Genomic DNA, 22,383 nt, shown 5'->3' with positions numbered 1-22,383 from the left:
GGGGTCACTTTCAGGAGGTTGCATATTTGCTGGCGGGCGTCTGCGAAAGCTCGGCAGGCTGGCCCGGGGGGCTGAGCAACGTGCGATAAATGTTGTAGAGAAAGACCAACAAGCCAGAGAACATAGCCAGGCCGGCGAACAAGCGCACCACCCAGAAATTTTGCGATCCGGCGACCGAGACGTCCCACTCTTGCAGCGAGCCCCAGTAGAAACCTTGGAAGATGCCGGCCAATGTAAGATCGGTGAACATGACGACGATACCCGCTGCCGACAGCCAATAGTGCCACTCGCAAAGTTGGCGGCTGTACCAGGGTTTGTGCAGCAGTCGCGGAATCAGATACGTCATGATGCCCAACAGCCACATACTGAACACGCCAAACATCACCAGGTGGGCATGGCCTACAACCCAATCGCTGAAATGAATCAGCGCCTGGAAGGTGAGCGTCGTTTGCATAGCACATTGCAAGCAGGTCACGAAGTAGAGGACCATCCCGGTATAGAACCAGCGGAGCGGGATGTTGGTCTTCAATTCACTGGTCGAGCCCCAGATCGTGGCAAAGAAATTGATGATGACCGTGGTGACGACCATCTCGACGGCGATCGTGGCCATGATGGCCCCGTATTGCAGGAACATCGGGATGGGTGTGTAGAGAAAATGGTGGATGCCATTGAGCGGGTAGAAGAAGGCCAATCCCCAGAAGCCGACCAGCGACAGACCGTGGCTCCAGATGGGCTTTTTCAACAAGATGGGAACGAAGTAATACATCAGGCCCCAGCCCAGCGGCGTGACGAACAAGCCCACCAGGTCGTGAATGAACAACCCACCGACGGCGCCCGCACTTGTGCCCGAGACAAGATACTGGGGCACGAAATTGCCCATGGCGTAGGTGAGAAACGTCCAGATGAAGGCCGCCATGAAATACCACAACGTGACGTACAGGGGCCCCTTGGTGCGCACGATCGGCACCATGAAGTTCACGGCCACCAGCGCCAGGCCGGCCAGTGCCAAGGGATCGATCCAAACGGGCGTCTCGCCCCATTCCACGCCTTGAGCTTGGCCGAACATGATGCCCACGGCCGTACTCAACACGACCACCTGCCAGGCGACGAAAATGAAATAGGAAAGGGCGCGACTGGCCACGGGGCGCAACGTCAATCGCGGAATCGACCAGTGCAGGCCGCCCAGAAACGCGTTGGCCAGAAAGCCGTAGGCCACGGCGTTGGTATGAATCATCCGCCAGCGTCCCGGCGACAGGTATTCGATACCGACGAGCGGATTGGCGTCGATCAATTGCAGCGCCATCAAGATGCCACCCAGCATCGAAAGGAACAAATAGCCAAGCGCCGCGGCGAAGTACCAGAGGACGAGCCGCCCTTCGACAAGCTCACCCTGCGGCAGACTTTGCGCGGTCGTGGACTCGACGATCATGATTGCTCCGATTGCACGCGATAGGGAACGTAAATGCCGAAGGGGTAGATCAGTACCATCGTCCAACCGAACACCAGGTGCGTGAACGCCGCGACCCACGCCGGAACTTCGGTCACGATCCAGTTACCGCCGAACAACAAAGGCTGTAGCCACGAGAGCAGCAGGTAAAAGTTCACGAGCCAGATGGCGAGCGATAGGACGCTCATCAGGGCCATTCGAGCCCAGAAGCCGGCGTTGGGCGCGAACCGCGATTGCACGACATGGAACAGCGCACCGTACAACATGCCCGTGCCCAGGTACAAACAACTGCCGATGGCCAGTGTGACGCCGCTGTTGATATCCAGCGCCGTACTGCCGAGTGGAAAGGTGAGATACACCTGGATCAAACGCAGCGGATGCTGTTCTTTTCCCGTGAGCTCGCTCCACAAATACGAGCCTATGACATTGAAGAGCAGGCTGGTCGCGGCGCCGAAGATCCCCAGCATGGCGCCTGTCACGACGTAATAAGCCGTGTAGTAGCCATGAAAGGGTTGGGACGCCGCCATGCCTTGCACCAATTCGGCCTCGAGCGTCGCAACTCGCATCTTTAACGCTGCCAACTCGGCACGTTTTTGATCGTCGTTCATAGCCGCCCTATTTCCGCAAGGCCTGTTCTTGCTTAATCACCGCACTGCGACGTTCGCCCGAAATGAATTGCACGTAGTGCACCAGATGCCAGAATAAGTCGGGCTGGTCCGCCAGCTTGGCGTCGAAGGCCGGCATCGGGGTACCATTGATGCCCGAAAAGATGCGTCGGTAGATATCGTCGGGACGATTTCCTCCGTGGAACATTCCTGAGGTCAGGTCCGCGGCGCGTGTCTGAAAGCCCCACACGTCGGTGAAGCCCTTCAAATTGTCGGTAGTTTCGGCGCGGCCGTCGGGGCCATGGCATTTGAAGCAACCGGCGGTCTCGGACAGGAAGGCCTTCTTTCCCTCCTCGATCGACTCGGACGTGTAGCGCGGCATTTTCGAAACTGGCTCGACGTACTGATCGGCCGCAGCGCGCCAGGGGGTCAACACCTCGTCGATGATGTCGGGCACTCGCTCGGCGGCGATCTCGTCCTCGTTCTGCGCCTCGAGCGTCAACAGCAACTCCAATTCGCCTCGGTGCGTCAGCGCCAGCACGTAATCGATAACGGCTTCGACGTCGTCGTCCGACAGGAGCGCGAACGACGGCATCGAGGTCCCTTTGGCCCCGTGGCGTACTGTGCGCGCCAGGTCCGAGCGGCGCGGCTTCGCCCCATAAGGGGTCGACGTGAACTTGAAAATGCCTCGACGGTAATCGCGCGGGCGAGGATACATGACTTCCGCGGCCGGACCGGCGCCATCGCCCGTCGTGCCGTGGCAGTGGACGCAGCGTTGCTGATAAACTGCCGCGCCGTGCATCAGTCGATCGCGCGGACTGTCCTCCGCGCCCAACAGCTTGGGATGTGTCGGTGTACCGCAATGCTGGGCTAACTGATCGCGGATGATCGCCTGCAAGTTCTCGGGCAGGGTCGCGACTTCGGCCCTGGGAACGAAGGCCAGTTCGGGCGGACGGCCGCAACCGACGCACAGGAGCGCAACCAACGTGGCGCCCCAAGCCTTTGCAGGAAGATACCGAAGGTGACGTAAGGGAGTAATGACATTACCTCGTTGCAAAAATAGCGGTAGCGGCTCACGCCCATTGGCGAGCGCGAAAACTTGTACGGGGTGATGAAAGAGATGCTTACGGCGCGACTTTATCGTTCGGCCGCGCGTTGTCAGGCGGTGGCGCCGGTCCGGCCGCGATAAGACGTGCAAACTGTTCCAGCAGTCGTGCCGCAGGAGGCGGGAAGGCATCTGCCTCGGCGCTCCAGAAGTTCACCGTGGCGCGATGTCCGTCAATGGTTACGGGGACGTGCATGCTCGAGCGAATATCGCGGCTGCTCATTTTTGCCATGACTGAGCCACGTGTGCTGGATAGCTCCGACAGTATCGTGACTTGGTCCTGCAGCGCGTATTCGGCGAGCGATTGCCCAGCGGCTTTAACAACGGTACTGCGACTGCGAAATGAAGTCTTAAGGCCGGGCCTCTCCTCGACCATCTTCAATCGCAAGTGATCGCCATCGATCAGGGTAACGCACACGCGATCAAGTTGCGGTACAAGCTCGAACAGCTGGTAACTCGCGAGCGAGAATTGCCGGTCCGAGGCCAGGGTCTGCCGTGCTAGCGCGACGAGTTGCTCCGGAAGTTCAACGTCGGCGGCCTTGGCTTGCTGGAGGAAATCCTTCACCCGGAATGCTGATTCGCTAACCGGTTTCGTCAAATCCTGGTTCACCAGGGCCATTTCGAACCAGCCAAACATCATTTCTTCCCACGTCTGCTCGCCCCAGTGGACCTCGGCATTCGGATCAGGGTTGGCGAGGTTGTCTTCCGAGTTGTCGAAATGCGCGGTGCAATGCAGTGTCGACCCGCGCGGCGCGACTTTCGGCTCGGCAAGTTCATACGTCGTCTGCCAGCCAAAGTCGTAACGCGGTACCGAGAGTAACGTCTCCTTCTTTCCGTCTGGGTACAGCAATTCGTAGAGGAAATCCTTCCCTCGCACGTGTAAGTGTGGTGACAGCGTGAGGATCAATGTGTCCTGGCGGAACTGATAGTCAGCCTCGACCGGGTAGTTGGCCTCGTGCGGCGGAATTTTGAACGTAAAGTTTCCGGCATTCTGCACCGCAACTTCCTTCTTCACCGACTTTGGGTCCGCGAAGACGAATCCCGTGAAGCTGCGATCCTGCTGCGGCGAGCCATTGGCCGTGTAATGCATCTCGAACAACAGCTTCGAGCCCTTGCTGACGTAGCGGGCCAGGCCGTCGTCAAGGACTTCCGGCCGCAGGCCCGGAGCAAACGCGCCCAGCCAATTTGATTGCACGCGCCCTGCTGCCCCAATAGGCGTCACCCCTGGCGGCACCACGTAGACGATGATGTGATGCACGACGGCGGTATTGCCAGGATGGCATTCGATCGCCTTGATCCACTTGTCCTCGGTCCAGCCCGGATCGACGACGAACCGCTGATACTCCACTGTTCCCTGCGCGGGAACTTCGAACGGTTTGTCGCGCATGTACACGACCTGGTCTGGGGTTGGAATCATCCAGCCGTCGACAAATCGCGGTGCGGGGGGCAGATCGCGAGGATCTCCCTCAGGGGCGCCGGCTGAGACCCACTGGAAAATCTGCTCTTTCGCCTGATCGCTCAGCTTGGCATCGTTGCGAAAGTGGCCAAACCGAGGATCAGCGTGCCAGGGAGGCATACGCTGCTCGCTCACAACTTCGTGAATCATTTCTGCCCAACCGGCCACTTCGTCGTAGCTTGTCAGGGGAAAAGGGCCGATTTGGCCGGAGCGGTGGCAGGCCACGCAGTTGTCGTTGAGAATCGTGGCGATATCCTTTGAATACGTGATTTCGCCGTCGCCCGTCGGCTGCTTTACTCGGCCGATGTGGCAGCCCTGCGCCACCGTCACCGGCTGGCTGACCTGTTTTCCCGCGAGCAATTCGTCGAGCGCATTTTCGAGATCTCGGCTTTGCGGCTTGTTGCGCTGGTAAGCGATTCCCTGTCCCTGAAAGCCGAACTGATCGTCGACACGCCCCCAGTAGCGAATCACGCGGTCAGCGTCGAGCACGAACACTTCCGGCGTGCGAACCGCTCCGAACTTGTCGGCGATTACGTTCCCCGTATCGCGAACGAGCGGAAAGTCGATGTTGTGGGTGCGTGCGTAGTGACCAATCTCAGTAACGGAATCTTGTCGATTGGAATCAACGCCGAGAAACGCGACCTCCCGCGACGCGTATTCGTCGGAGAGTTGAGCGAGTCGCGGGCCGTACAGCTTTGCCAGCGGGCACTCGGTTCCCAGAAACGCCACGACAACCAAGCGCTTGTCGCTAAAGTCCGCCAGCGAAGTCTCTTTGCCGCGAAATTCTCGCGCCACAAAAGCGTCGATCTTACGGCCGATCGGTGTGCTCTGCGTCGCCTCTTCAGCCCCAGAGCAGGTGAGGCTCGATGCCGCCACGGCTACTAATCCGACGAGGAACTTGCGCATAGAGACTGACTCCGTAAAGGGGCTGCCCTTTTCGCCCCAGAGAGCCTGTGTCACTGGGGTGCCGCGATCAAAATATCGCAAAACAGAATTCGCATTCCGTTTGGCGTCATCTGAACGCAATTTGCGTGCCGGGCCTTGTTTTGGCGTTCGCACTCGAACAAGAGTCGACTCGCTAGGGCTTCTGAATCGCACCGGCGCGTCGAAGTGCGCGACGCCGCACGTTCTTGCGCGCCCAACCGCACATTTACCGCCAGGATTCGCGCGCAGTTATGGGTCTTATGAGCCGCGATTGGCAAGCACGTTACGTGATGGTGGATCTCATAACAATTACGGAGACGATCCTGGCCCGCCTGCTTGAGTTTTCGGCTGAGGGGGACGCTTAAAAGCGAGGACAATGTGCAATGAGAATACTTCTGGCCACGGATGGATCAAGTTGCAGCGAGCCCGCTTTGAACGAGCTGGCAAGCAGCATTTCAGCGTCCAGGACAGCATCGACACGCGAACGGCAGCGGGCGGCTTGGTGCTCAACGTCCTGTTGTCGGTCGCGCAGTGGGAGCGGGAAACAACGGGCGAAAGGACGCGGGAAGCCCTACGCCACAAGATCAAGACTGGCCAACGCTGTGGCCGACTCCGTTACGGATACGATCTTGCGGCCGATGGAAAACGGCTTGTCCCAAACTCGGCCGAACAAGGCACCATTGACCGGATGCGCGAGCTACGGGCGTCCGGTAGAAGCCTGCGCCAGATTGCCCACGAACTCACGGCATCGGGCGCCCCGACGAAAGAGGGCCGGGCTTGGTCGGCAGCAGCTATCCACCGGATTCTTGATTCCCGGAGGTTGCAAGTAGCATGAAAGTCGATCTTGCCGACCAACTCCGGCGGGAAGTCAAAAAGAGCGGCGAAAGCAAATACGCGATTTGCAAGGCCACGGGTATTGATACGGCAGCAATGTCGCGCTTTATGAGTGGCAGACGCGAATTGTCGTTGAGCAAGGCGTCCGACCTTTGCCACTATTTCGGCTTGCGGCTGAAGAGGGTAGGCCGCTAAAGGCTTCGCCAGATTGTCCAGGCAAGGAACGCCAATATTCCAGCAAGCATGCCATAGCTTCGCAGCGTTCGATCCTTGCGGCTCAGCGGCACTGGCGGCCGTTGATCTTCAATCACGGACCCTGCAAGAGAAGTCGGAACGTCTAAGCCGTTGCCGATGAGGATTCCTGCGCTTTCAGCGTCGATGGCCATGCTTCAAGTATAGCTCGGCACGATGAATCAGGCACCGAACCTGCTAGAATCCGGGGGTGTCTACTGTGAATTCAGGATTAGGTGATGAACATGGTCGTTCTGCCGGCCAAGGCCGAACTAGTCAGCAAAAAAGCGCGGCACGAACTACAAGAGTATTTCGTCAACACAACGCTGCGCACAATCGAACAGGAATTTGATTGCGCCGACATAGCTTGTGACCTGAGTTTCGTGCCGAGCACTTCGGGCGCGCGGCGTTCTCTGGTACAGCAATATTATGCGACCTTGGACTTCGGCAAATGGGCCGACGTGCGAAAGTTCCTAGCCGTCTATGCGGCAGTGCTGGCCGAGTTGGAAGTTCCAAATCCCGGCCGTTGGCTAAACGACGCACAAGAGCGCTATTTCAAGAGCCTGACAGCGATTATCCGCCGCGATGGCTTCGACTACCAAGATGGACGCTTGGTTCCTATTGCCGGGTTGCCAGTGGCCGCAAAACTGAAGGAAGAAGCCACGAGGATCGACGCCCCGAACCTGATTCAACAGATCGAACGAATCGAGAATCAGATTGAAGATGATCCGGACTTGGCAATCGGTACGTCCAAGGAACTTATCGAAACTGTTTGCAAGACAATCTTGGCGGACCGGAATGTAGTCATCGACAAGAAATGGGAGTTGATGGAACTCGTCAAGCGAACCCGTGAAGAATTGAAACTGGTTCCGGATGGCATCCCCGAAGCAGCCAAAGCGGCGGACACAATTCGCAAATTACTCGGCCAGCTTGCGGCAATCACTCAGAGCCTTGCCGAACTACGGAACTCATACGGCACGGGCCACGGGCGCGATGGACGCGCGAAAGGCTTGACTCCACGACACGCGCGACTCGCTTCGGGCGCGGCGTGCGTGCTGGCGAAGTTCCTATTCGAGACGCATCAACATCACAGCGAGTGAGCCTGATTGAATTTGGCAATCCCGCCGCTAGATTGACATAGGTTGCCCTTGTGGCGGCCAATCGGCCGTGACAGGTTCCTGCCCCTCTTGTCGTCTTTTTGCCTAAGAACAACGCGGCGGCCTTACTTCTTCTGACCATCTACGGCCGGCGTCGAAGGCGTGGACAACAAACCCTCGACGCATTTGGCAAGTTTTTGCGCATCGTTGACCAACTCCATTCGCAATATCCCTTGAGCATCGACGACTAATAAGGTCGGCAGGTACGTGACACCCTCGCGGCTGTCCCATAATTTGCGGGCCGTACAATCCGCTGGCAGGGTGCTCGACGGCCAGGGGAGCTGCATGCGGTCGATAACGGCCTGAGCCTGCCCCTCATCCTGGTCAAAGCTGACGCCGATCACTTCCAGACCCTTGTCGTGCCACTGCGCGTACAACTCCTTCATCTCCGGCATCAACTTCAAGCACGGTGCGCACCAACTGGCCCACAGGTCGATCACGACGACCTTACCCCGCAGCTGCGCAGACTCAATGCGCCGATTGCCAGCCGTGAGCACAAAGTCAAACGGCTCGTCGATCTTGGGAAGCGGCAGCACATTATTACCTTCTGCCTCTGCCAACTGGGCAAGCCGCCGAGCAACCGCGGCCTGATCCTGGCGGGTTACCCCTTCGATGCCCACGTACTTCACCCGGTCCGGCGGTAGCTGCGCGGGATCAAGGCGAAAACTCTCAGCGATGAATCGCCCATAGGCGCCCACCGCACGGCCATCCAACTCGTAGCGTTCTTCTCGCTCGTCAAAAGCCACGACTTGCAGGGAAAACACCTCCGCCGAACGATTGGTGTTCACGACAAAGGCCTGCGCAGAGTTCTGGTCGAATGACACCTTCACGTTGTGGTCATACCAACCGGCCCAATTCCCTGTCTTCGCGCGCGGCTGCGGCTCTTGTATCCACCGAAATCCGGGTCGCGGCTTGAGACACTTCCGCCGATCCAACTCCTGCTCACGAATGGCGAACTGCATCCCCTGATTCTTGCCCGTCATCATGTCTTTAAGTGAATATTCCACGTGCGCCGCTCTCTGCCGTCCTCCTCGGTTAGCGCAACCCAGCCATCGCGGAAGCCAAGTACGCTGTGGGGCGGCAGGTGCTTCGTATTGAGGATGCTCTCGAAAAGCTGGCTGGTCCGCTCGGGCTGCGGGTCCTTTGTGCGGTCACGGTTTTTGATCGCCGCGAGAAGCTCCTCGACCGTCAACGACTGGGGCGTGTCACCCTCGGTTAGTTCCCGCTGGCGCCCAGGCTGGTCGGAATTGAAGGCGTGATCCGACGCTTTGTCGTTGAACTCCGTAACTGCTATGTCGAGCGGTGTGGAAGACTTCGGACCGATCGTGTACTTGCCATAGATTTCCTCGTCACGATCTACCGTATTGTCCTTCGGTTCTTGGCAGCAAGCGTACTCCAAAGCTAGATGCAAGACTGCGATACTAACCAAAGCAACAGTTAACGCCCTTCGCAATATCGTCATGGAATCCCTCCATTGTAGATAGATGAGTCAATAGACGGATCGCCCGCGCATGTGCTCAAATCTACATGCGTTCCTGGCCCGCAGCTAACAAGATTTCTACGGAATCGTCGGAATATGGTTGCTAGAATCGCCGTGCGGTCATGTCGAATGGCAAAATGGCCTCAACGCGCCAAATCTCCCAAGACCCGCCGCCGCTAGTTCCAGTTCGTTCGCGGCGATCGTCATTCCAGCATAAGGGTCTTCAGCATCCAGCATCCGGCTCCTCCGATCACAGCCGCAGGCGTCAAGGATGCCCGACGCCGGCAACCATCGTCGGGCGACTTTTACCGGCTGTTGGGTGCATTTGACACGCCACTCTGGCACTCAATAAACTTAAACGTCCTGGTGCGGACGACTTTCCGCTGTGTCGATCGACTCTTCACGCTCTCTTTTTGGAGGGACACTCATGAAGCGGTATGCGCTGGTCGCTGTCGGTTGTTTGGCACTTGGCATTTGTTTGTGGCAAGTGTCGTCTAGTCAGCAGGTAGCTGAGACGAAAGCGCCACCAGAACCCCGCGCAGAAGCACCACAGGCCACCGTAAAAGAACTCGAACAGAAGCGGTTAGCGCTTTTGGAACAAGTTTGCACATTCGTGAAAAAGCACTTTGAAAATGGACGTACTGAGTATGTGGAAGTCCTGACAGCACAACGCGAACTACTCGCCGCGCGCCTCGAATACGCTGAAACTAAGCAGGATCGTATCAAGGTGTGCGATCAGGCAATCGAGAATGCACGTCTTATAGTAGAGCAGAGTGAGCAAAGACGGACGAGCGCTAAAGGCACTGCAATCGAGGTTTTGCGGGCGCAGGACTTTCTGCTGCAAGCGCAAATTGCGCGCGCAAAAGCTGTGGCTGACAAGGCGGTGTCTGAAGAGCAGACAAGCAATGCCAATCGTCCGGCAACCGATTCCAGCGTCAGCGAAGTAAAAGAGGACAATACCCACCTATCCTCCAACTTCAACGGTAAGAACCTAAGAATCCGGACTGATAAACGTGGGCGAATTGTAGTCGAATTCCCTGGCTTCAGGATCGATGGGGGAGGCCACGTGTCGATTAGTGACAATGGCGTCATGCAGATTGTGCCACCAGACGACGAGACCTTATCCATCGCCAGAGAAGGCAAAACGGGATACGTGTACCTGCCCCGTGGCGTCTTGCTGTCGCCCACTACAGGTCAGATTGAACTCAAGGCCGAGCCCGCCGCAGTCGCATTTGACTTTCCCTGATGGCGTTGTTCACGCCGGACACTTCATTCAACCAACAGCGTCTTCAGCATCTGGCGAACGGCGTCCAGATCGGTCCCCGGCTCTTGCCGGATCAACATCCACCGCAGAGCCTCTACGAGTTCATGATATGTGGTCATCGGCCACCCCCGAGCGTGACGGACAGCGGCTCCAGGACGCTGTAGGCGAAGCGATCGGTGTCACGAGGAAGAGGACGATGACGAACCCGATGGTTGTCTTCATGGGTGGGTCTCGACCAGAGTTAAGAGGTCGCGCTGCGAGCGTGAAAATGCACGCTAAAATCACGGCATCGTTGCCAAACACGCCATTTACGCCACCAAATCGCGAGATTATGATGGCCACAAGTGTTTGGGAGACCACCGTTTACCGACTTACGAAAATCGTAAAGTCAAACTGGGGGTCAAGAGGTCGCAGGTTCAAATCCTGTCGCCCCGATTTTGGTTCATGTCGGCTCAATGCATTTTCACGTGAGAGCCGTTTCTCGTTTGGCTCAAAGGCGTTGCGCGAGATTCCTCAGTCGATAATTCCAGTTCAACTGGCCAGTCGACTTTTGCTCGGTCGTGATTTGAATCCGGCCTCGACCTATCACCAGGCAGCGCGAGGTTGCTCGGAACGCATTCGGCCCGAAGCAAACGTCTTTTGACTTTGTTACGCTGGCTTCATGAAACCGCGTTTCCAAGGGCTGCTGTTCTTTGTCGCAGTCGTCGTTGCCGCTCACTACGCTTGGGCCGACGATGGTGCCGTCGACAACGAAACCGCTGAGCAATTCCACGCTTGGGCCAGTCTCGACGTGCCTGGCGGCGCCGTGGCGATCATTCGAGACGGCAACATTATCGCCGCTCGCGGCTTCGGTTCGGCGAATCTCGACGACCGTGCGCCGATCACCACGACATCCATCTTCGAGATGGGGTCGATCGCGAAGTCATTCGTTTGTGCAGCCCTAGCCATTCTGTTGGATCAGGGCAAAATCGGACCGGATGACGACATCTGCAAGTACGTTCCGGAGATGCATCCTCGCAATCCCCCCATCCTCATTCGGCACCTGGTGCGATGCGAAAGTGGTCTGCCTGACTATTGGTTTGCCATGCAACTTGCCGGCTGGAACCTGGAAGACGCCTATACGCGTGCAGACATATTGGCACTATTGACGCGGTGGAAGGCGGCAACGGCGCCTGGATCGCGATTCGCATACAGCAGTTCCGACTACGTGCTACTGGGCCTGATCATCGAACGGGTTAGCGGCCAAAGTCTTGCCGAGTTCACCCGTGAGAATCTGTTCGAGCCGTTGAAGATGACTCGGACATTTTTTGAAGATGACCCCACATTCCCCGTTGCTAACCGTGTCGTGGGCTATGACAAGCGGCGCGGCGGCGGATACCGTCGGTGGACGTTCAACGCCCGTGTCGTTGGGGGCTGTGGATTGAAGTCATGTATCGACGACCAGATCCGCTGGCTGGCGAACTTCGACTTAAACCGGCTGACTCGCGGGCCGCTTCTCGATCAGTTCTTCGCGACAGGGACGTTGCTCGATAATCGCAACGTGCTCGACATGGAACCGACGGGCGGCTATCGCGGGCTCACGCGGATTCAGTTCACCGGCGGCATGCCAGGCGTCCAGGCTGCCGTCGTGCGCTATCCGAACCAGCGATTTTCGGTGATTTGCCTCAGCAACTCGGATCTCAACCCGTTCGTTCATGCCAAGCGGATTGCCGATCGGCTTTTAACGTCGGACTTCACCGAGCCGGCATCGACGCCGCCTTCGATCGGAGAGGGGCCGGTCGTGTCAGTTCCGGTTGAACAGTTGCAAGACAAGGTCGGTGCCTACGAACTCGCGGACCGACGGGTATGTACGATCGAGATTTCCGAGGGCACTTTGATCTACCACGATTACGTACACCATCGCATCCCGCTCGAGCCGTTGAGCGCCACGCTGTTTCGCGCTCACGATAAGAGCGGCGACACGTTGCAGTTTCGACGCACCGCGTCGGACGGACCGTTTTTGCTGACGATCTCGGACGGCGATGGTTGGAAATCCGAGTGCCGCCCGATAACACTCTCTCCGGTTAATGAGGAGAAGCTAGGGGAGTATGCCGGCACCTACTTCAATGCGGAGTTGCTCGCTGCCTACCGCTTCGTAGTTCGCGAGGAAAGCCTTCACTTACAGGTGAATAATCGTCGCTGGGAACGCTTGGACCCAACGACGACTGACCGCTTCGTACCGCACGAGCGCAGCAACGACGACAATCGCATTATTCAGTTCTTACGGGATGACAACGGTCGGGTGCATGCCGCAACGGTCGATCTATGGCGCGTCCGCGGAATCCGACTCGAGAAGCGGCCGTAGGAGAACAACCACACTGCCGATGCACGTGCTCGGCCAGCAGAGAGATAGTTCTAACCGCGCCCCTGAAAGTGATGTTTCGGTCTCTCGTCTTCGATTGCTAGATCGCCACTCAGCCAGCCGGCTTAATACGGTTCCGATTGATTTCGCGTCAGCGACGGCACCGTGCTCACCTAGAGGAATGCCGAGAAGATTCTCATGGAACCTAAAGACATCGGAGATTATCGCGATCTGTTCATAGGGATTGCGCTGAATGGGACCGCGACGTTTCTTGAATCGCTGATTCCTCTTGCAGAACTGCCGCAGCATGTGCATTTTGACAGAGGGAATAGTCGTAACTTTATTTTATTGCGAATACTGGTCGAGGTGCAGAAGTCAGCTTTTGCGATGGACCGCTGGAAGAAAATTGAGACGTCGACAGATTTTGACCGCCCGCTGGAGAACCTCAATGGCGTCGACCGGCTCGTGCTTGAATCATTCGTCGATGAACAAAGTCTTTGGCAGCGCAAACTGTCAGAGGCCCTAGTCCTGTTGATCAACTTTTCGCTGACAAACGAATCGCACTTTTTTTACCACTTTCTTTTGCTCCAGGATCTCTTCCGGCAGAACGGAAAGGTTCGCGAACAGATTCGCTTCTTTGGTCAACCGAGCAAGATCGCTAAAGCCAACCTAGACTCTATCATTGGCGAACTTGACGTTGTCGAGAATGAGATTGGGGCGCAATCGCATTTCTGGTACATGGAGAGAAACGGCCTGAACAGGCGAAATGTCTCGTTCAGCCATCAACTCGAGATCGCACTAAATAGAGCGACGTCACTGGAGCGAACATCGCTCAAATACACGTACCTTAAGGGATTCGGCGAAGCGAGCGGGAACATTCATCTTGACTTCCTTCGACCCATACACGGGCGACCGTACGTGCAATTTTCTAGCGGGTTCGCAAGTTGTGGCATGCTGGCTATGTGCCTGCTCGACCGCGCTCATCAGCTCAGTGGCATCACACCGAGTGGTATGAACAGGTATGTCGTAAATCGGCAGAAATCCGCCGGGAGTGACTGCACAAAGAACGTCGCCAAGAATGAAGATTTCGTACTTGTCGATGGACCAAGTCTCGGCATCGTCGAGGAGGTAAGGTCTGGGCCTTTTGGTTACGAAGCCTATCGAGTGCGAAAGGTCGAGCCATCCCCAGGTGACGAGTTGTCCTGGGATTGGTACTCAGCATTTGACCTTACGCCGTTCCAAGACAAGGAGGGGCTATTGGAGGCCTTGGAGCAGCGTATGGCCGAGCAAGCATCGCAATTCGGTGAACTAGATCCGCCACCTTCTGAGTCTGAAATTCGCGAGGTCATCCGAGAAGCGATGGCCTTCATCTGGCGAGAGGGACTCGGAACGTACATCGCTAAAACCGCAAAACGCCAGATCATCGAGCCGAGGCGGAAGGAAAAGGGCGAGTCGGAATAATTCGACGGGTTGTTGCGCACCTAATCAGGCCGTGGGCTGTGCTTTCCTGTGTTCGCCAGGAATGCCTTGATATCATCAGGCCCAGCGGGACCGCGTCGACCTGAACGTTATCGCAACGTCATCAAGGAGATGCCATGACTTTCGTCGAATGGACTTCGCGAATTGTTTGTAAGCACGCGCGGCGCGACGCGGTTGTCGTCTGCCTGGTGGTTCTTGCTTCCGCGCATGCGAGCGCAGAAACACCTCTGATCCCGCGCCGGGCTCTATTTGCTGACACGGACCGACCAGTCGCTGCTCTTAGTCCCGATGGAGAACGGATCGCCTACATCGAGGTGCAGGGGGCAACGCGATCGGCCTGGGTCGCGCCTGTGGGCGATCTGGAAGCGCGCACTCGCGTGCCGCTACTCGATCATGGGCAACCCTTGGGACTGTGGTGGTCGGCCAACGGTCAGCGTCTGCTCGTGCAGCAGCAGGTTCGCGACGGTGTGCGGCTGACAAGTTGCGATGCCGCAGGCACTTCATCGATCGACTTGACGCCCCTTCGAAACGTCAGTGCGCGACTCGAACGACTGAGCAGCGAGTTGCCTGGACAGGCGCTCGTGGCGCTCAATAACCGCGACCCGCGGGTTCACAACCTGTGGAAGATCGATCTCGCGACTGCGGAAAAATCGCTCGTCATGGAACGGGCAGAATTCCGCACCGTATACTGCGACGCCAGGTTCCGGCCGCGTGTCGCAGAAAGGCTCGGTTTCGACGGAACCCTCGAGTTGCTGCGCCGCACGGACGACGACAAGTGGGTTGCCTTGCGAACGCTCGACGTCGATCGTTCCAATGCCGGGCGCGCACCCGGCGCAGGCGTCCAAGGCGTCATCGGCATTGATGCGGCGGGCGACGTTATGTATCTGGTCGACAACACGGGTCGCGACAAGTCCGCTCTGTTGTCCGTCGAGCTGGCAACCGGGCGCGAAACCGTCCTGGCCACGGACGCCGATGCTGATATGCGTCCCATCGCGGTTGCCGATCGCGTGACGGGGCGGGTGCTGGCCGGCGCTGCGCAATTCGATCGACTCCGCCGGTACATAATCGACGAGTCGGTGCGGAGTGACTTTGCGCTGCTCGAAGAGCGCTTCGGCGGACCGTTTGGCACGCTCGGGATCAGTGCGCAGGATCGCGCGTGGCTAGTCGCTCCGCTGGACGGCGAACCAGTCCGATATCACGTTTATAAGCGATCTCAAAAGACCGTCGAACCACTCTTTGCGGCCAACCGCGCGCTCGATCGATTTCCGCTAGCTAAGCGATCCTCGCATGTGGCCACCACGCGCGACGGACTACGGCTGCCGTGCCATCTCTATTTGCCTCTGGGCAGCGATGCCAACGCCGACGGCTTGCCTGACACACCGCTGCCGACGCTGTTGTTCGTTCACGGTGGTCCCGAGGCCGCCTACCCGTGGGATTCTTGGCTGACGAACCGCTGCCTGCAATTGCTGGCCAACCGCGGCTACGCAGCGCTCCGCGTCGAGTTCCGTGGCGCCGGAGGTTTTGGCAAATCGTTCCTGGAGCAAGGCTGGCGCGAGTGGGGAGGCAAGATGCAGCAGGACCTGGTCGATGTGGCACACTGGACGGTCGACCAGCGCATTGCCCAACCAAAGAAGGTCGGCATCTGGGGCTGGTCCTTCGGTGGGCTTTCGACGTTCGCTTCGCTGGCCTTTTATCCCGACGAGTTTGCCTGCGGGGTGGCGATGTATGGGCTGTCGGACCTGGAACTCTTCGCCCGCCGCACGACCCTGTTTTCGCGCGACACAGCGCAGCGCTTGGGCGATCCCAAAACTCCCGAGGGACTTGAGCTATTGCGCCGGCAGTCGCCGCTGCACGCGGCCCAGCACGTGACGAGCCCGCTGCTGGTGACGCATGGCGGTAAGGATGCCGTGGTCCCCAAGCAACAATCTGATCTCTTTGTTTCGGCGCTTGAGAAGCATGGCAAAGACGTGACTTACCTCATCTACCCCGATGAGGGACACGACTATAGTCAACCGGAGAGTTGGATCTCGTTTTGGGCGGTGGCCGAGCAATTCCTGCACAAGCATTTAGGAGGCCGCTTCGAGCCAACGGCTAACGACTTCGAAGGGGCAAACCTGCAAGTCCCCGCCGGATCGGAACTCATCCCCGAGCTGGCGCCCTACGCAAAAGCTAAATCGTGAGATTCTTGAGTGAAGGGGATCAGCCGGAACAGATCGGCTGAAGTTATGACCGAGCACAAACCGGCCCGGGGCACATGAGAGACTCAGCGAACCATACACGAAGGTGCCGCAGCGGCCGGAATTCTATCACTTCGGATCGCTTGCAATTACACGACGATCGGCCGACGGCAGGTTCGCTGACTCGTCGTTGCTAGGTTCTGAAATGGCGTGGCTTTTCGAAGCGGCATGCGGAAAGGACAACGCCCGCACGGTTATGCTTGGCGAATCTACTTTGACTTGTGCATCCGCAAAATAACAGGCTTGATTGTCCGCAGACAGTTGCCACGACAACACATGGCCGTCCCCCCACGGACCCAGGTGTAAGACACGTTGTCCGGTGCCCACATTCCAGAAGGTGAGAGTGCAATCATTTTCCGTGGCGATGATTGTGCGGCCGTCAGAGGTAAAGCCAGGGTTAGTCGTTTTCTTCTCCGTGGTCGGCAAGTGGCGCAGCACCTGGCCGGCGGGCAGGTCCCACAGCAGTAGTTTCCGATCGGGACTCGTGGAAACGAGATGTTTGCCGTCGGGAGAAATCGCCAACCCCTCCGCAGGATTTCGATGCTCCTCGAACTTGCGTTTGATGACGCCGTCGGCTCTTCGAAATTCCGTGATTCCGCCCAGGTGATCGCCGACGTACAGAAGACTTCCGTCAGGCCGAAAGGACAAACTCCACAATCCGATTTTGAACTGATGTTGCCAGTGAATGTGGCGATTCGGTACGTCGATGGCCAGGACGCGTTGGTCCGCTAAAACGACCAACAGGTCCTCAACCGGCGAGAAGCGAAGTACAGGTTTTGCCTCTAGCGTGCTGCACACAGTACTCCATAGCGGAGTGGATTGCCCGGCTTCAAAGATATGCACAAATCCGTTAACGGTTGCAACCGCCAGGTATTTCCCTGTGCGCGAGTACGCCATCGCATACGGCGAACCTTCGACGGCTGTCAATGCTGGGCGCGTCGATATCCCCGTTTGCGGATGAATGCAAATTACTGCAGCCGGCTTTTTAAACGCCAGCGCGATCTCATCGCCGAGTGGCGCAATGGCAAGTCTTTCGAAAGGCCCAGGGACGTGTGCGATTACCTTTCCCTCATCGCGAGGCTCCGTACTCCAGATTCGCACTGTGCCATCGCGTGATCCGGCGGCGATGAGTTTGCCATCGGGCGAGCAGGAGCCGCACGTTAACTGCAATTGATGTCCGCGCAGCAGCCTCGGCGGTTGATCTGTATGCAAAGACCAGACTTGAACCAATTGATCATCGTAGCCGACTGCAATGCGATCCGAATCGATAAAGTCCACCGCGCGACACGATCCGTCGTCATGAGCCTTGATAAGTTGCGGATCACTCGGGTTGGAAATATCCCATAGCCGGAAACCACCATTGACATGCGCCACGGCGAGGCGATTGCGATCGTGGCTCAAGGCGAGCGTACGAGGCCAAATCTTCGAGTCTCCCTCGCGCGGCGTTTTCATGCTTAACGAAGAAACAACCCGGTCAGATTCGAGATCCCAGATTCTCGGAGCTCCCCACTCTTCAGCGACCACGGCAAGCCGGCCGTCGGCGATGAAGCGAATGGCACGCAACTCTTTATCGTAGGCGACGATGCTTTTCCGTTTCTCACGACGTTGCCAATCCCACAAGATAATCTGTCCGTCCGCTCCTACCGAAGCGAGTACGTCTCCGGCAGGCGAAAAGTCGACGTCGGCCACCCATTTGTTATGGCCCCCTTCGAGCATTGCGATGAGGCTGCCCTGTTCGACGTCGTACAACAAAACGCGACGTCGATTGCTGGCAACGGCCAGAATCTTTCCGTCGGGAGAAAAGCACGCGCCATTGAGTTCGGCTCGTTGCGGCTCGGCCATGGTGGCGCGCAATTCTCCGGTTGCGGCGTCCCACAGTTGCAGAAAGCCATCGTGGCTCGTCGTAGCGATCAGATTCCCGTCGGGACTAAACCGGACACAGTTGGCGACGCCCCCCTTGAGCTTCAGAACCAGTGAATCGTCCTTCAGCTTGTTCGCCAGGTAGTACCACTCCACGCCACGACGATCAGGCTCGCCGTTCTTCGGTTCATGACGACCAAGGGTTTCTTCCAGAGTGGCGATATTGTTTTGGTCCCAGGCCTGTTGTGCCAACTGCATGTCCGCGACGTAAAGCAAGTCCTTGGCCTGGCGTTCATTGGCTTTAGCCTGCCGCTCACTGATTTGGGCCTGCTCGGTCATCTCGCGCAGTTGCAGGTTGGTCGCCTCGATTTGCGCCGCGCTATCCCGTAGATGCACGTTGTAGATGCTGACGCCGACCAATGCGCCGACGATCGAGAGCAACGATACCGTGAGTAACGCCGCGACCGCCGGTCGGCGTCGCGCCCATTTGCCGACGACTTCGATCGACGTTACCCGGCGCGCTTTGATCGGCCGGCCGTCTAAGAATCGCTGCAAGTCATCGGCCAGTGCCTGGGCACTTGGGTACCGGCGAACCGGATTCTTTTCCAGGCATTTTAAGCAGATTGTCTCCAGGTCAACCGGCACCTTGGGCCGCATCGCGCGGACACGCGACGGCTCGTGCGTGCTGATGTTGCGCAGCACCTCCAGGTCGCTGGCGTTGGCGAAGGGGGGCACGCCAGCCAACAACTCATAAAGGACGGCGCCCAAGCTATAGATGTCTGCCGATGGCCCTGCTTGTTTGCGGGCACCCGCCGCCATTTCCGGCGCCATATAGCGAATGGTGCCGAGCAGTGTCCCGGTTTGCGTCATGTTCTGCTCAGCGTCGGCCAGCTTCGCCAAACCAAAATCGACCAGCTTCGGGATCATGGCTTCTGGCTGTCGCTCATCGGCGCTGTGACGCGCGGCCACCATCAGTACATTGCCGGGCTTGATATCACGATGCATGACACCGCGCTCGTGCGCATGAGCCACCGCCTCGGCCAGGCTGCGAACGATCTCGGCGGCCTCGCGCGGCGAGGCCGGCCCTGTTTTTTTGTGCAGCCAGTCGCTGAGCGTCATGCCGGGACAGAACTGTGAAACGATGAACGGTAACATGCCGTCGAGCCCGGCTTCGAGCACGGCCACGATGTGCGGATGATCGAGTTTGGCCGCGGCTCGTGCTTCCTGCTCGAAACGGGCCTGCAGCTCCTTCGAGAGCATGGCCTCGATCTTGGGGACCTTGATCGCGACGTGCCGTTCGGTGCGCGGGTCCCAGGCGCGATACACGATGCCAAAACCGCCCGAACCGAGCTCATCGAGAATCTCGAAACGCCCTAACTGTCGCGGGCGTGGGAACGGGGTCGTCTCCGATCCAATGTGTGATCGCTCCGCGCGCGACTCTGGCTGACTGCCGACGGCGGCCAGCAGATCGATGCAGAGTTTTGCGCGCGCCAGGCGTTCGGCCTGTTCCGGAGGCAAATCGTTATCTGCGATCGATGATGACACATGGGCCTGTTCGTCGCCCATCGTCAGCCCGGCATCGTGCAGTTCCTGATGCGCGACCAGGCGATCCACGATCCGATCATCGAGCGAGTCATCGTCCATCGTTGACATACGAGGCAAGCTCATTGGCAAGTTGTTCGATGGCGCGACCCCATAGCTTCCGTACCGCCTCGGCCGATCGCCCCAGCGATTCTCCGACACGATCGAAAGGCCATCCGGCGAACGTGCGCAGTTCGATCACGCGGGCGTAGTCAGGCGGCAGTTTGCGAAGCGCCGCCTGCACGGCCTCGCATGTCTCAGACGTGACGATGCGCTGGCTGGGCGAGGGGGACTGGGATGCCAAATGCAGTGGACGAGCTGAGGTGGATCCCGTCGACGGCAATCGCACTTCGAGTGCGACATCGCGCTTCTGTGTCGTCCGGAAGCGTCGTTGCGCGTCCTGCAAGTTGTGCAGCAAGATCTGCCGCAGCCACGCTTTCAATTCTGCTTCGGTCGTGCCTGTGAATCGACGGAAGTCGCGGCCCGCTTGCAGGAATGTGTCCTGCACCAGGTCCGAGGCAGCTACCTTGGCGACCAGGTTCGTCTGCAACTCGTCGTTCGCAACCCGCAAAAGGTAGTCGCGATAGAAGTCGAACAACTGACCGAGTGCGCCATACGACCCGCCCTGGGCCGAGGCAATTGAATGGGCAAGAGGCGGACCGACAGCGCGGTCATCTGCGGACGATAACGACATTCACGGCCCCAAACGCGGAAACAAGCAGCGGAACGACTTGTTACACCGCAGCTATTATGGCCAATAAACCGTCCACCTGGTGAACATTTTGTGGTAAGTTTCGCGAACTCAAAAGCGGGTCGCCCCCCCCGTTTGCGGAGAGGGCGGCGGGCGGCGAGACGTCCATGCCAAGGAACACCCGGCGCGTCTGGCGACTGCGGTTCTGAGGGCGAGGATCCAAACGATGGTGGGCAACATTGCCCCCACTTCCACTACTCCCTACGGGTTCCATAAACAGCACGCCGACGAGCGACGTGCTGCCATCTACGCGTATGCGCGCACGACTATGCTCCGATGCTTGAAATTCGAAGAGGGGAAGTAACGCTCGACTTTGAGCTGACGCGGCTACCAGGAGCAACGTGATGTGTCGATAAATGACACCGCGCATCGCACTCTCTTTGCGTCTATGTCCTGCAATTATCGATGATCGAACGACGGTCTCGGCCCCCGCGGGATCTGACGTTCGGCATCTTGCTTCTTTTTTCATGAGCGGTTCCATTGGCATTGACTACGGATAAGCCGCATGGTTTCGAATGCATCAAGGTAGGAGTAAGAGATGGACAGCGTGCTCTTTCAGTCGTTCCGTCTGCATGACCTGAATCTGCGGAACCGGATTGTCATGGCCCCCATGACCCGCGGCAGGGCAGGCGTTGCGCGCCTGCCGAATTCCCTGATGGCCGAATACTACGCACAGCGCAGTTCTGCGGGACTGATCATCAGCGAAGCCGTCACCATCTCGGACGAGGCCAACGGTTGGAACGAGACGCCAGGTATCTACACCAACGAGATGACGGATGGCTGGAAGCTCACCACTCGCGCCGTACATGACCGGGGTGGCGTGATTTTCCTCCAGCTATGGCATACCGGGCGGGCATCCCACAGCAGCTTCCACGGCGGCCAGCCCGCTGTTTCTTCGTCAGCCATTAAAATCAACGAGCCGTATATCCACACGCCGCTCGGCAAACAACCGCATGAGATCCCGCGAGAACTTGTCACGTCAGAGGTTCCGCGCGTCGTGACGGACTATGGGCGAGCCGCCGAGCGAGCCAAGAAAGCTGGATTCGATGGGGTCGAAATCCATGCCGCGAATGGCTACTTGATCGATCAATTCCTTCAGTCGAAAACCAACCATCGCAGCGATGAGTATGGCGGAAGTGTCGAAAAGCGTTACCGCTTCTTGCAGGAAGTGGTCGAAGCGGTAGCGTCGGTCTGGCCGGCCCACCGCGTTGGCGTACGTCTCGCTCCTAATGGGACCTATAACGACATGGGATCGCCGGACTACCGCGAGCAGTTTACGTTTGTCGCCCAGCAACTCGACCGTTTCGGGCTGGCGTATTTGCACGTGGTAGACGGGCTGGCCTTCGGCTTCCACCAACTTGGCCAACCGATGACTTTGGCCGAATTTCGCACGATCTTCCATGGCCCGCTCATGGGAAACTGCGGATACACCAAGGAAACGGCAGAAAGGACAATCGCCAATGGGGATGCCGACCTCATGTCCTTTGGGCGGCCCTTCATTAGTAATCCGGACCTCGTGGACCGATTCCGAAACGATTGGCCGCTTGCCGAACCGGCATCACAGGCCGATTGGCAGTCGCCCACTGGGATAAAGGGATACACGGACTTTCCGGCTTTCGCGCAGACATGAC

General features: G+C 58.1%; 15 protein-coding genes. 7 read left to right on the top strand and 8 right to left on the bottom strand.

Features of this window, described 5'->3' with window-relative positions; all coding sequences use genetic code 11:
* Positions 1 to 10: 10 nt before the first annotated feature.
* The 4 genes from VGN12_03300 to VGN12_03285 all read right to left on the bottom strand — a co-directional run bounded on the left by VGN12_03300 (position 11) and on the right by VGN12_03285 (position 5,519).
* Positions 11 to 1,429, bottom strand: a complete 1,419-nt coding sequence (locus tag VGN12_03300) for a cbb3-type cytochrome c oxidase subunit I (GenBank protein ID HEY4308456.1) — start codon at positions 1,427 to 1,429, stop codon at positions 11 to 13.
* Positions 1,426 to 2,055 (bottom strand): hypothetical protein, encoded by a 630-nt coding sequence (locus VGN12_03295; protein HEY4308455.1) that lies wholly within the window; start codon positions 2,053 to 2,055, stop codon positions 1,426 to 1,428. The genes VGN12_03300 and VGN12_03295 overlap by 4 nt, the downstream gene beginning before the upstream one ends.
* Positions 2,056 to 2,062: 7 nt before the next feature.
* Positions 2,063 to 3,037 (bottom strand): c-type cytochrome, encoded by a 975-nt coding sequence (locus tag VGN12_03290; protein ID HEY4308454.1) that lies wholly within the window; start codon positions 3,035 to 3,037, stop codon positions 2,063 to 2,065.
* Between the two features lie 139 nt (positions 3,038 to 3,176).
* Complete coding sequence (locus tag VGN12_03285; GenBank protein ID HEY4308453.1) at positions 3,177 to 5,519, bottom strand: redoxin domain-containing protein; 2,343 nt, start codon at positions 5,517 to 5,519, stop codon at positions 3,177 to 3,179.
* Between the two features lie 849 nt (positions 5,520 to 6,368).
* Between VGN12_03285 and VGN12_03280 the strand changes: the two genes are divergently transcribed.
* Together VGN12_03280 and VGN12_03275 are read left to right on the top strand one after the other, a co-directional pair.
* Complete coding sequence (locus VGN12_03280; protein HEY4308452.1) at positions 6,369 to 6,566, top strand: helix-turn-helix transcriptional regulator; 198 nt, start codon at positions 6,369 to 6,371, stop codon at positions 6,564 to 6,566.
* A 275-nt stretch (positions 6,567 to 6,841) separates the two neighbouring features.
* Positions 6,842 to 7,702 carry an abortive infection family protein gene (locus VGN12_03275; protein ID HEY4308451.1) on the top strand — a complete coding sequence of 287 codons (861 nt, stop codon included), beginning with the start codon at positions 6,842 to 6,844 and terminating at the stop codon, positions 7,700 to 7,702.
* A 122-nt stretch (positions 7,703 to 7,824) separates the two neighbouring features.
* Here the strand turns inward: VGN12_03275 and VGN12_03270 are convergent, their stop codons facing one another.
* Both VGN12_03270 and VGN12_03265 read right to left on the bottom strand, forming a co-directional pair.
* Positions 7,825 to 8,766, bottom strand: a complete 942-nt coding sequence (locus VGN12_03270; protein ID HEY4308450.1) for a TlpA disulfide reductase family protein — start codon at positions 8,764 to 8,766, stop codon at positions 7,825 to 7,827.
* Entirely contained in the window at positions 8,742 to 9,221 is a 480-nt protein-coding gene (locus VGN12_03265) for a hypothetical protein (protein ID HEY4308449.1), read from the bottom strand. The genes VGN12_03270 and VGN12_03265 overlap by 25 nt, the downstream gene beginning before the upstream one ends.
* 445 nt (positions 9,222 to 9,666) lie before the next feature.
* On the opposite strand from VGN12_03265, the gene VGN12_03260 reads away from it, so the two are divergent.
* The 4 genes from VGN12_03260 to VGN12_03245 all read left to right on the top strand — a co-directional run bounded on the left by VGN12_03260 (position 9,667) and on the right by VGN12_03245 (position 16,503).
* Positions 9,667 to 10,485 (top strand): hypothetical protein, encoded by an 819-nt coding sequence (locus tag VGN12_03260; GenBank protein ID HEY4308448.1) that lies wholly within the window; start codon positions 9,667 to 9,669, stop codon positions 10,483 to 10,485.
* 679 nt (positions 10,486 to 11,164) lie between these two features.
* Positions 11,165 to 12,847, top strand: a complete 1,683-nt coding sequence (locus VGN12_03255; protein ID HEY4308447.1) for a serine hydrolase — start codon at positions 11,165 to 11,167, stop codon at positions 12,845 to 12,847.
* 195 nt (positions 12,848 to 13,042) lie between these two features.
* The gene (locus tag VGN12_03250) at positions 13,043 to 14,305 is read left to right on the top strand and encodes a hypothetical protein (protein ID HEY4308446.1); all 1,263 of its coding nucleotides are present in this window, start codon (positions 13,043 to 13,045) and stop codon (positions 14,303 to 14,305) included.
* Between the two features lie 134 nt (positions 14,306 to 14,439).
* On the top strand, positions 14,440 to 16,503 hold the full coding sequence (locus tag VGN12_03245; GenBank protein HEY4308445.1) for an alpha/beta fold hydrolase: 2,064 nt from the start codon (positions 14,440 to 14,442) through the stop codon (positions 16,501 to 16,503).
* Positions 16,504 to 16,629: 126 nt separating this feature from the next.
* Here VGN12_03245 and VGN12_03240 read toward each other — a convergent pair whose 3' ends face one another.
* The gene (locus VGN12_03240; protein HEY4308444.1) at positions 16,630 to 20,073 is read right to left on the bottom strand and encodes a protein kinase; all 3,444 of its coding nucleotides are present in this window, start codon (positions 20,071 to 20,073) and stop codon (positions 16,630 to 16,632) included.
* The gene (locus tag VGN12_03235; GenBank protein HEY4308443.1) at positions 20,054 to 20,695 is read right to left on the bottom strand and encodes a sigma-70 family RNA polymerase sigma factor; all 642 of its coding nucleotides are present in this window, start codon (positions 20,693 to 20,695) and stop codon (positions 20,054 to 20,056) included. Before VGN12_03235 ends, VGN12_03240 begins: the two co-directional genes overlap by 20 nt.
* Before the next feature lie 595 nt (positions 20,696 to 21,290).
* On the opposite strand from VGN12_03235, the gene VGN12_03230 reads away from it, so the two are divergent.
* Positions 21,291 to 22,382, top strand: a complete 1,092-nt coding sequence (locus tag VGN12_03230) for an alkene reductase (GenBank protein ID HEY4308442.1) — start codon at positions 21,291 to 21,293, stop codon at positions 22,380 to 22,382.
* The last annotated feature ends 1 nt before the right edge of the window (position 22,383 follow it).

The organism is Pirellulales bacterium (assembly GCA_036499395.1).
Taxonomy (GTDB): Bacteria; Planctomycetota; Planctomycetia; order Pirellulales; family JACPPG01; genus JACPPG01.
The sequence above is the reverse complement of the archived record's forward strand: the minus strand, read 5'-3'. Positions and strand labels throughout refer to the sequence as shown.

Coding starts and splice junctions, on each gene's coding strand:
- VGN12_03245 (HEY4308445.1), top strand. CDS start 14,440: ATGACTTTCGTCGAATGGACTTCGCGAATTGTTTGTAAGCACGCGCGG.
- VGN12_03275 (HEY4308451.1), top strand. CDS start 6,842: ATGAACATGGTCGTTCTGCCGGCCAAGGCCGAACTAGTCAGCAAAAAA.
- VGN12_03300 (HEY4308456.1), bottom strand. CDS start 1,429: ATGATCGTCGAGTCCACGACCGCGCAAAGTCTGCCGCAGGGTGAGCTT.
- VGN12_03240 (HEY4308444.1), bottom strand. CDS start 20,073: ATGTCAACGATGGACGATGACTCGCTCGATGATCGGATCGTGGATCGC.
- VGN12_03285 (HEY4308453.1), bottom strand. CDS start 5,519: ATGCGCAAGTTCCTCGTCGGATTAGTAGCCGTGGCGGCATCGAGCCTC.
- VGN12_03280 (HEY4308452.1), top strand. CDS start 6,369: ATGAAAGTCGATCTTGCCGACCAACTCCGGCGGGAAGTCAAAAAGAGC.
- VGN12_03250 (HEY4308446.1), top strand. CDS start 13,043: ATGGAACCTAAAGACATCGGAGATTATCGCGATCTGTTCATAGGGATT.
- VGN12_03230 (HEY4308442.1), top strand. CDS start 21,291: ATGGACAGCGTGCTCTTTCAGTCGTTCCGTCTGCATGACCTGAATCTG.
- VGN12_03255 (HEY4308447.1), top strand. CDS start 11,165: ATGAAACCGCGTTTCCAAGGGCTGCTGTTCTTTGTCGCAGTCGTCGTT.
- VGN12_03265 (HEY4308449.1), bottom strand. CDS start 9,221: ATGACGATATTGCGAAGGGCGTTAACTGTTGCTTTGGTTAGTATCGCA.
- VGN12_03295 (HEY4308455.1), bottom strand. CDS start 2,055: ATGAACGACGATCAAAAACGTGCCGAGTTGGCAGCGTTAAAGATGCGA.
- VGN12_03260 (HEY4308448.1), top strand. CDS start 9,667: ATGAAGCGGTATGCGCTGGTCGCTGTCGGTTGTTTGGCACTTGGCATT.
- VGN12_03235 (HEY4308443.1), bottom strand. CDS start 20,695: ATGTCGTTATCGTCCGCAGATGACCGCGCTGTCGGTCCGCCTCTTGCC.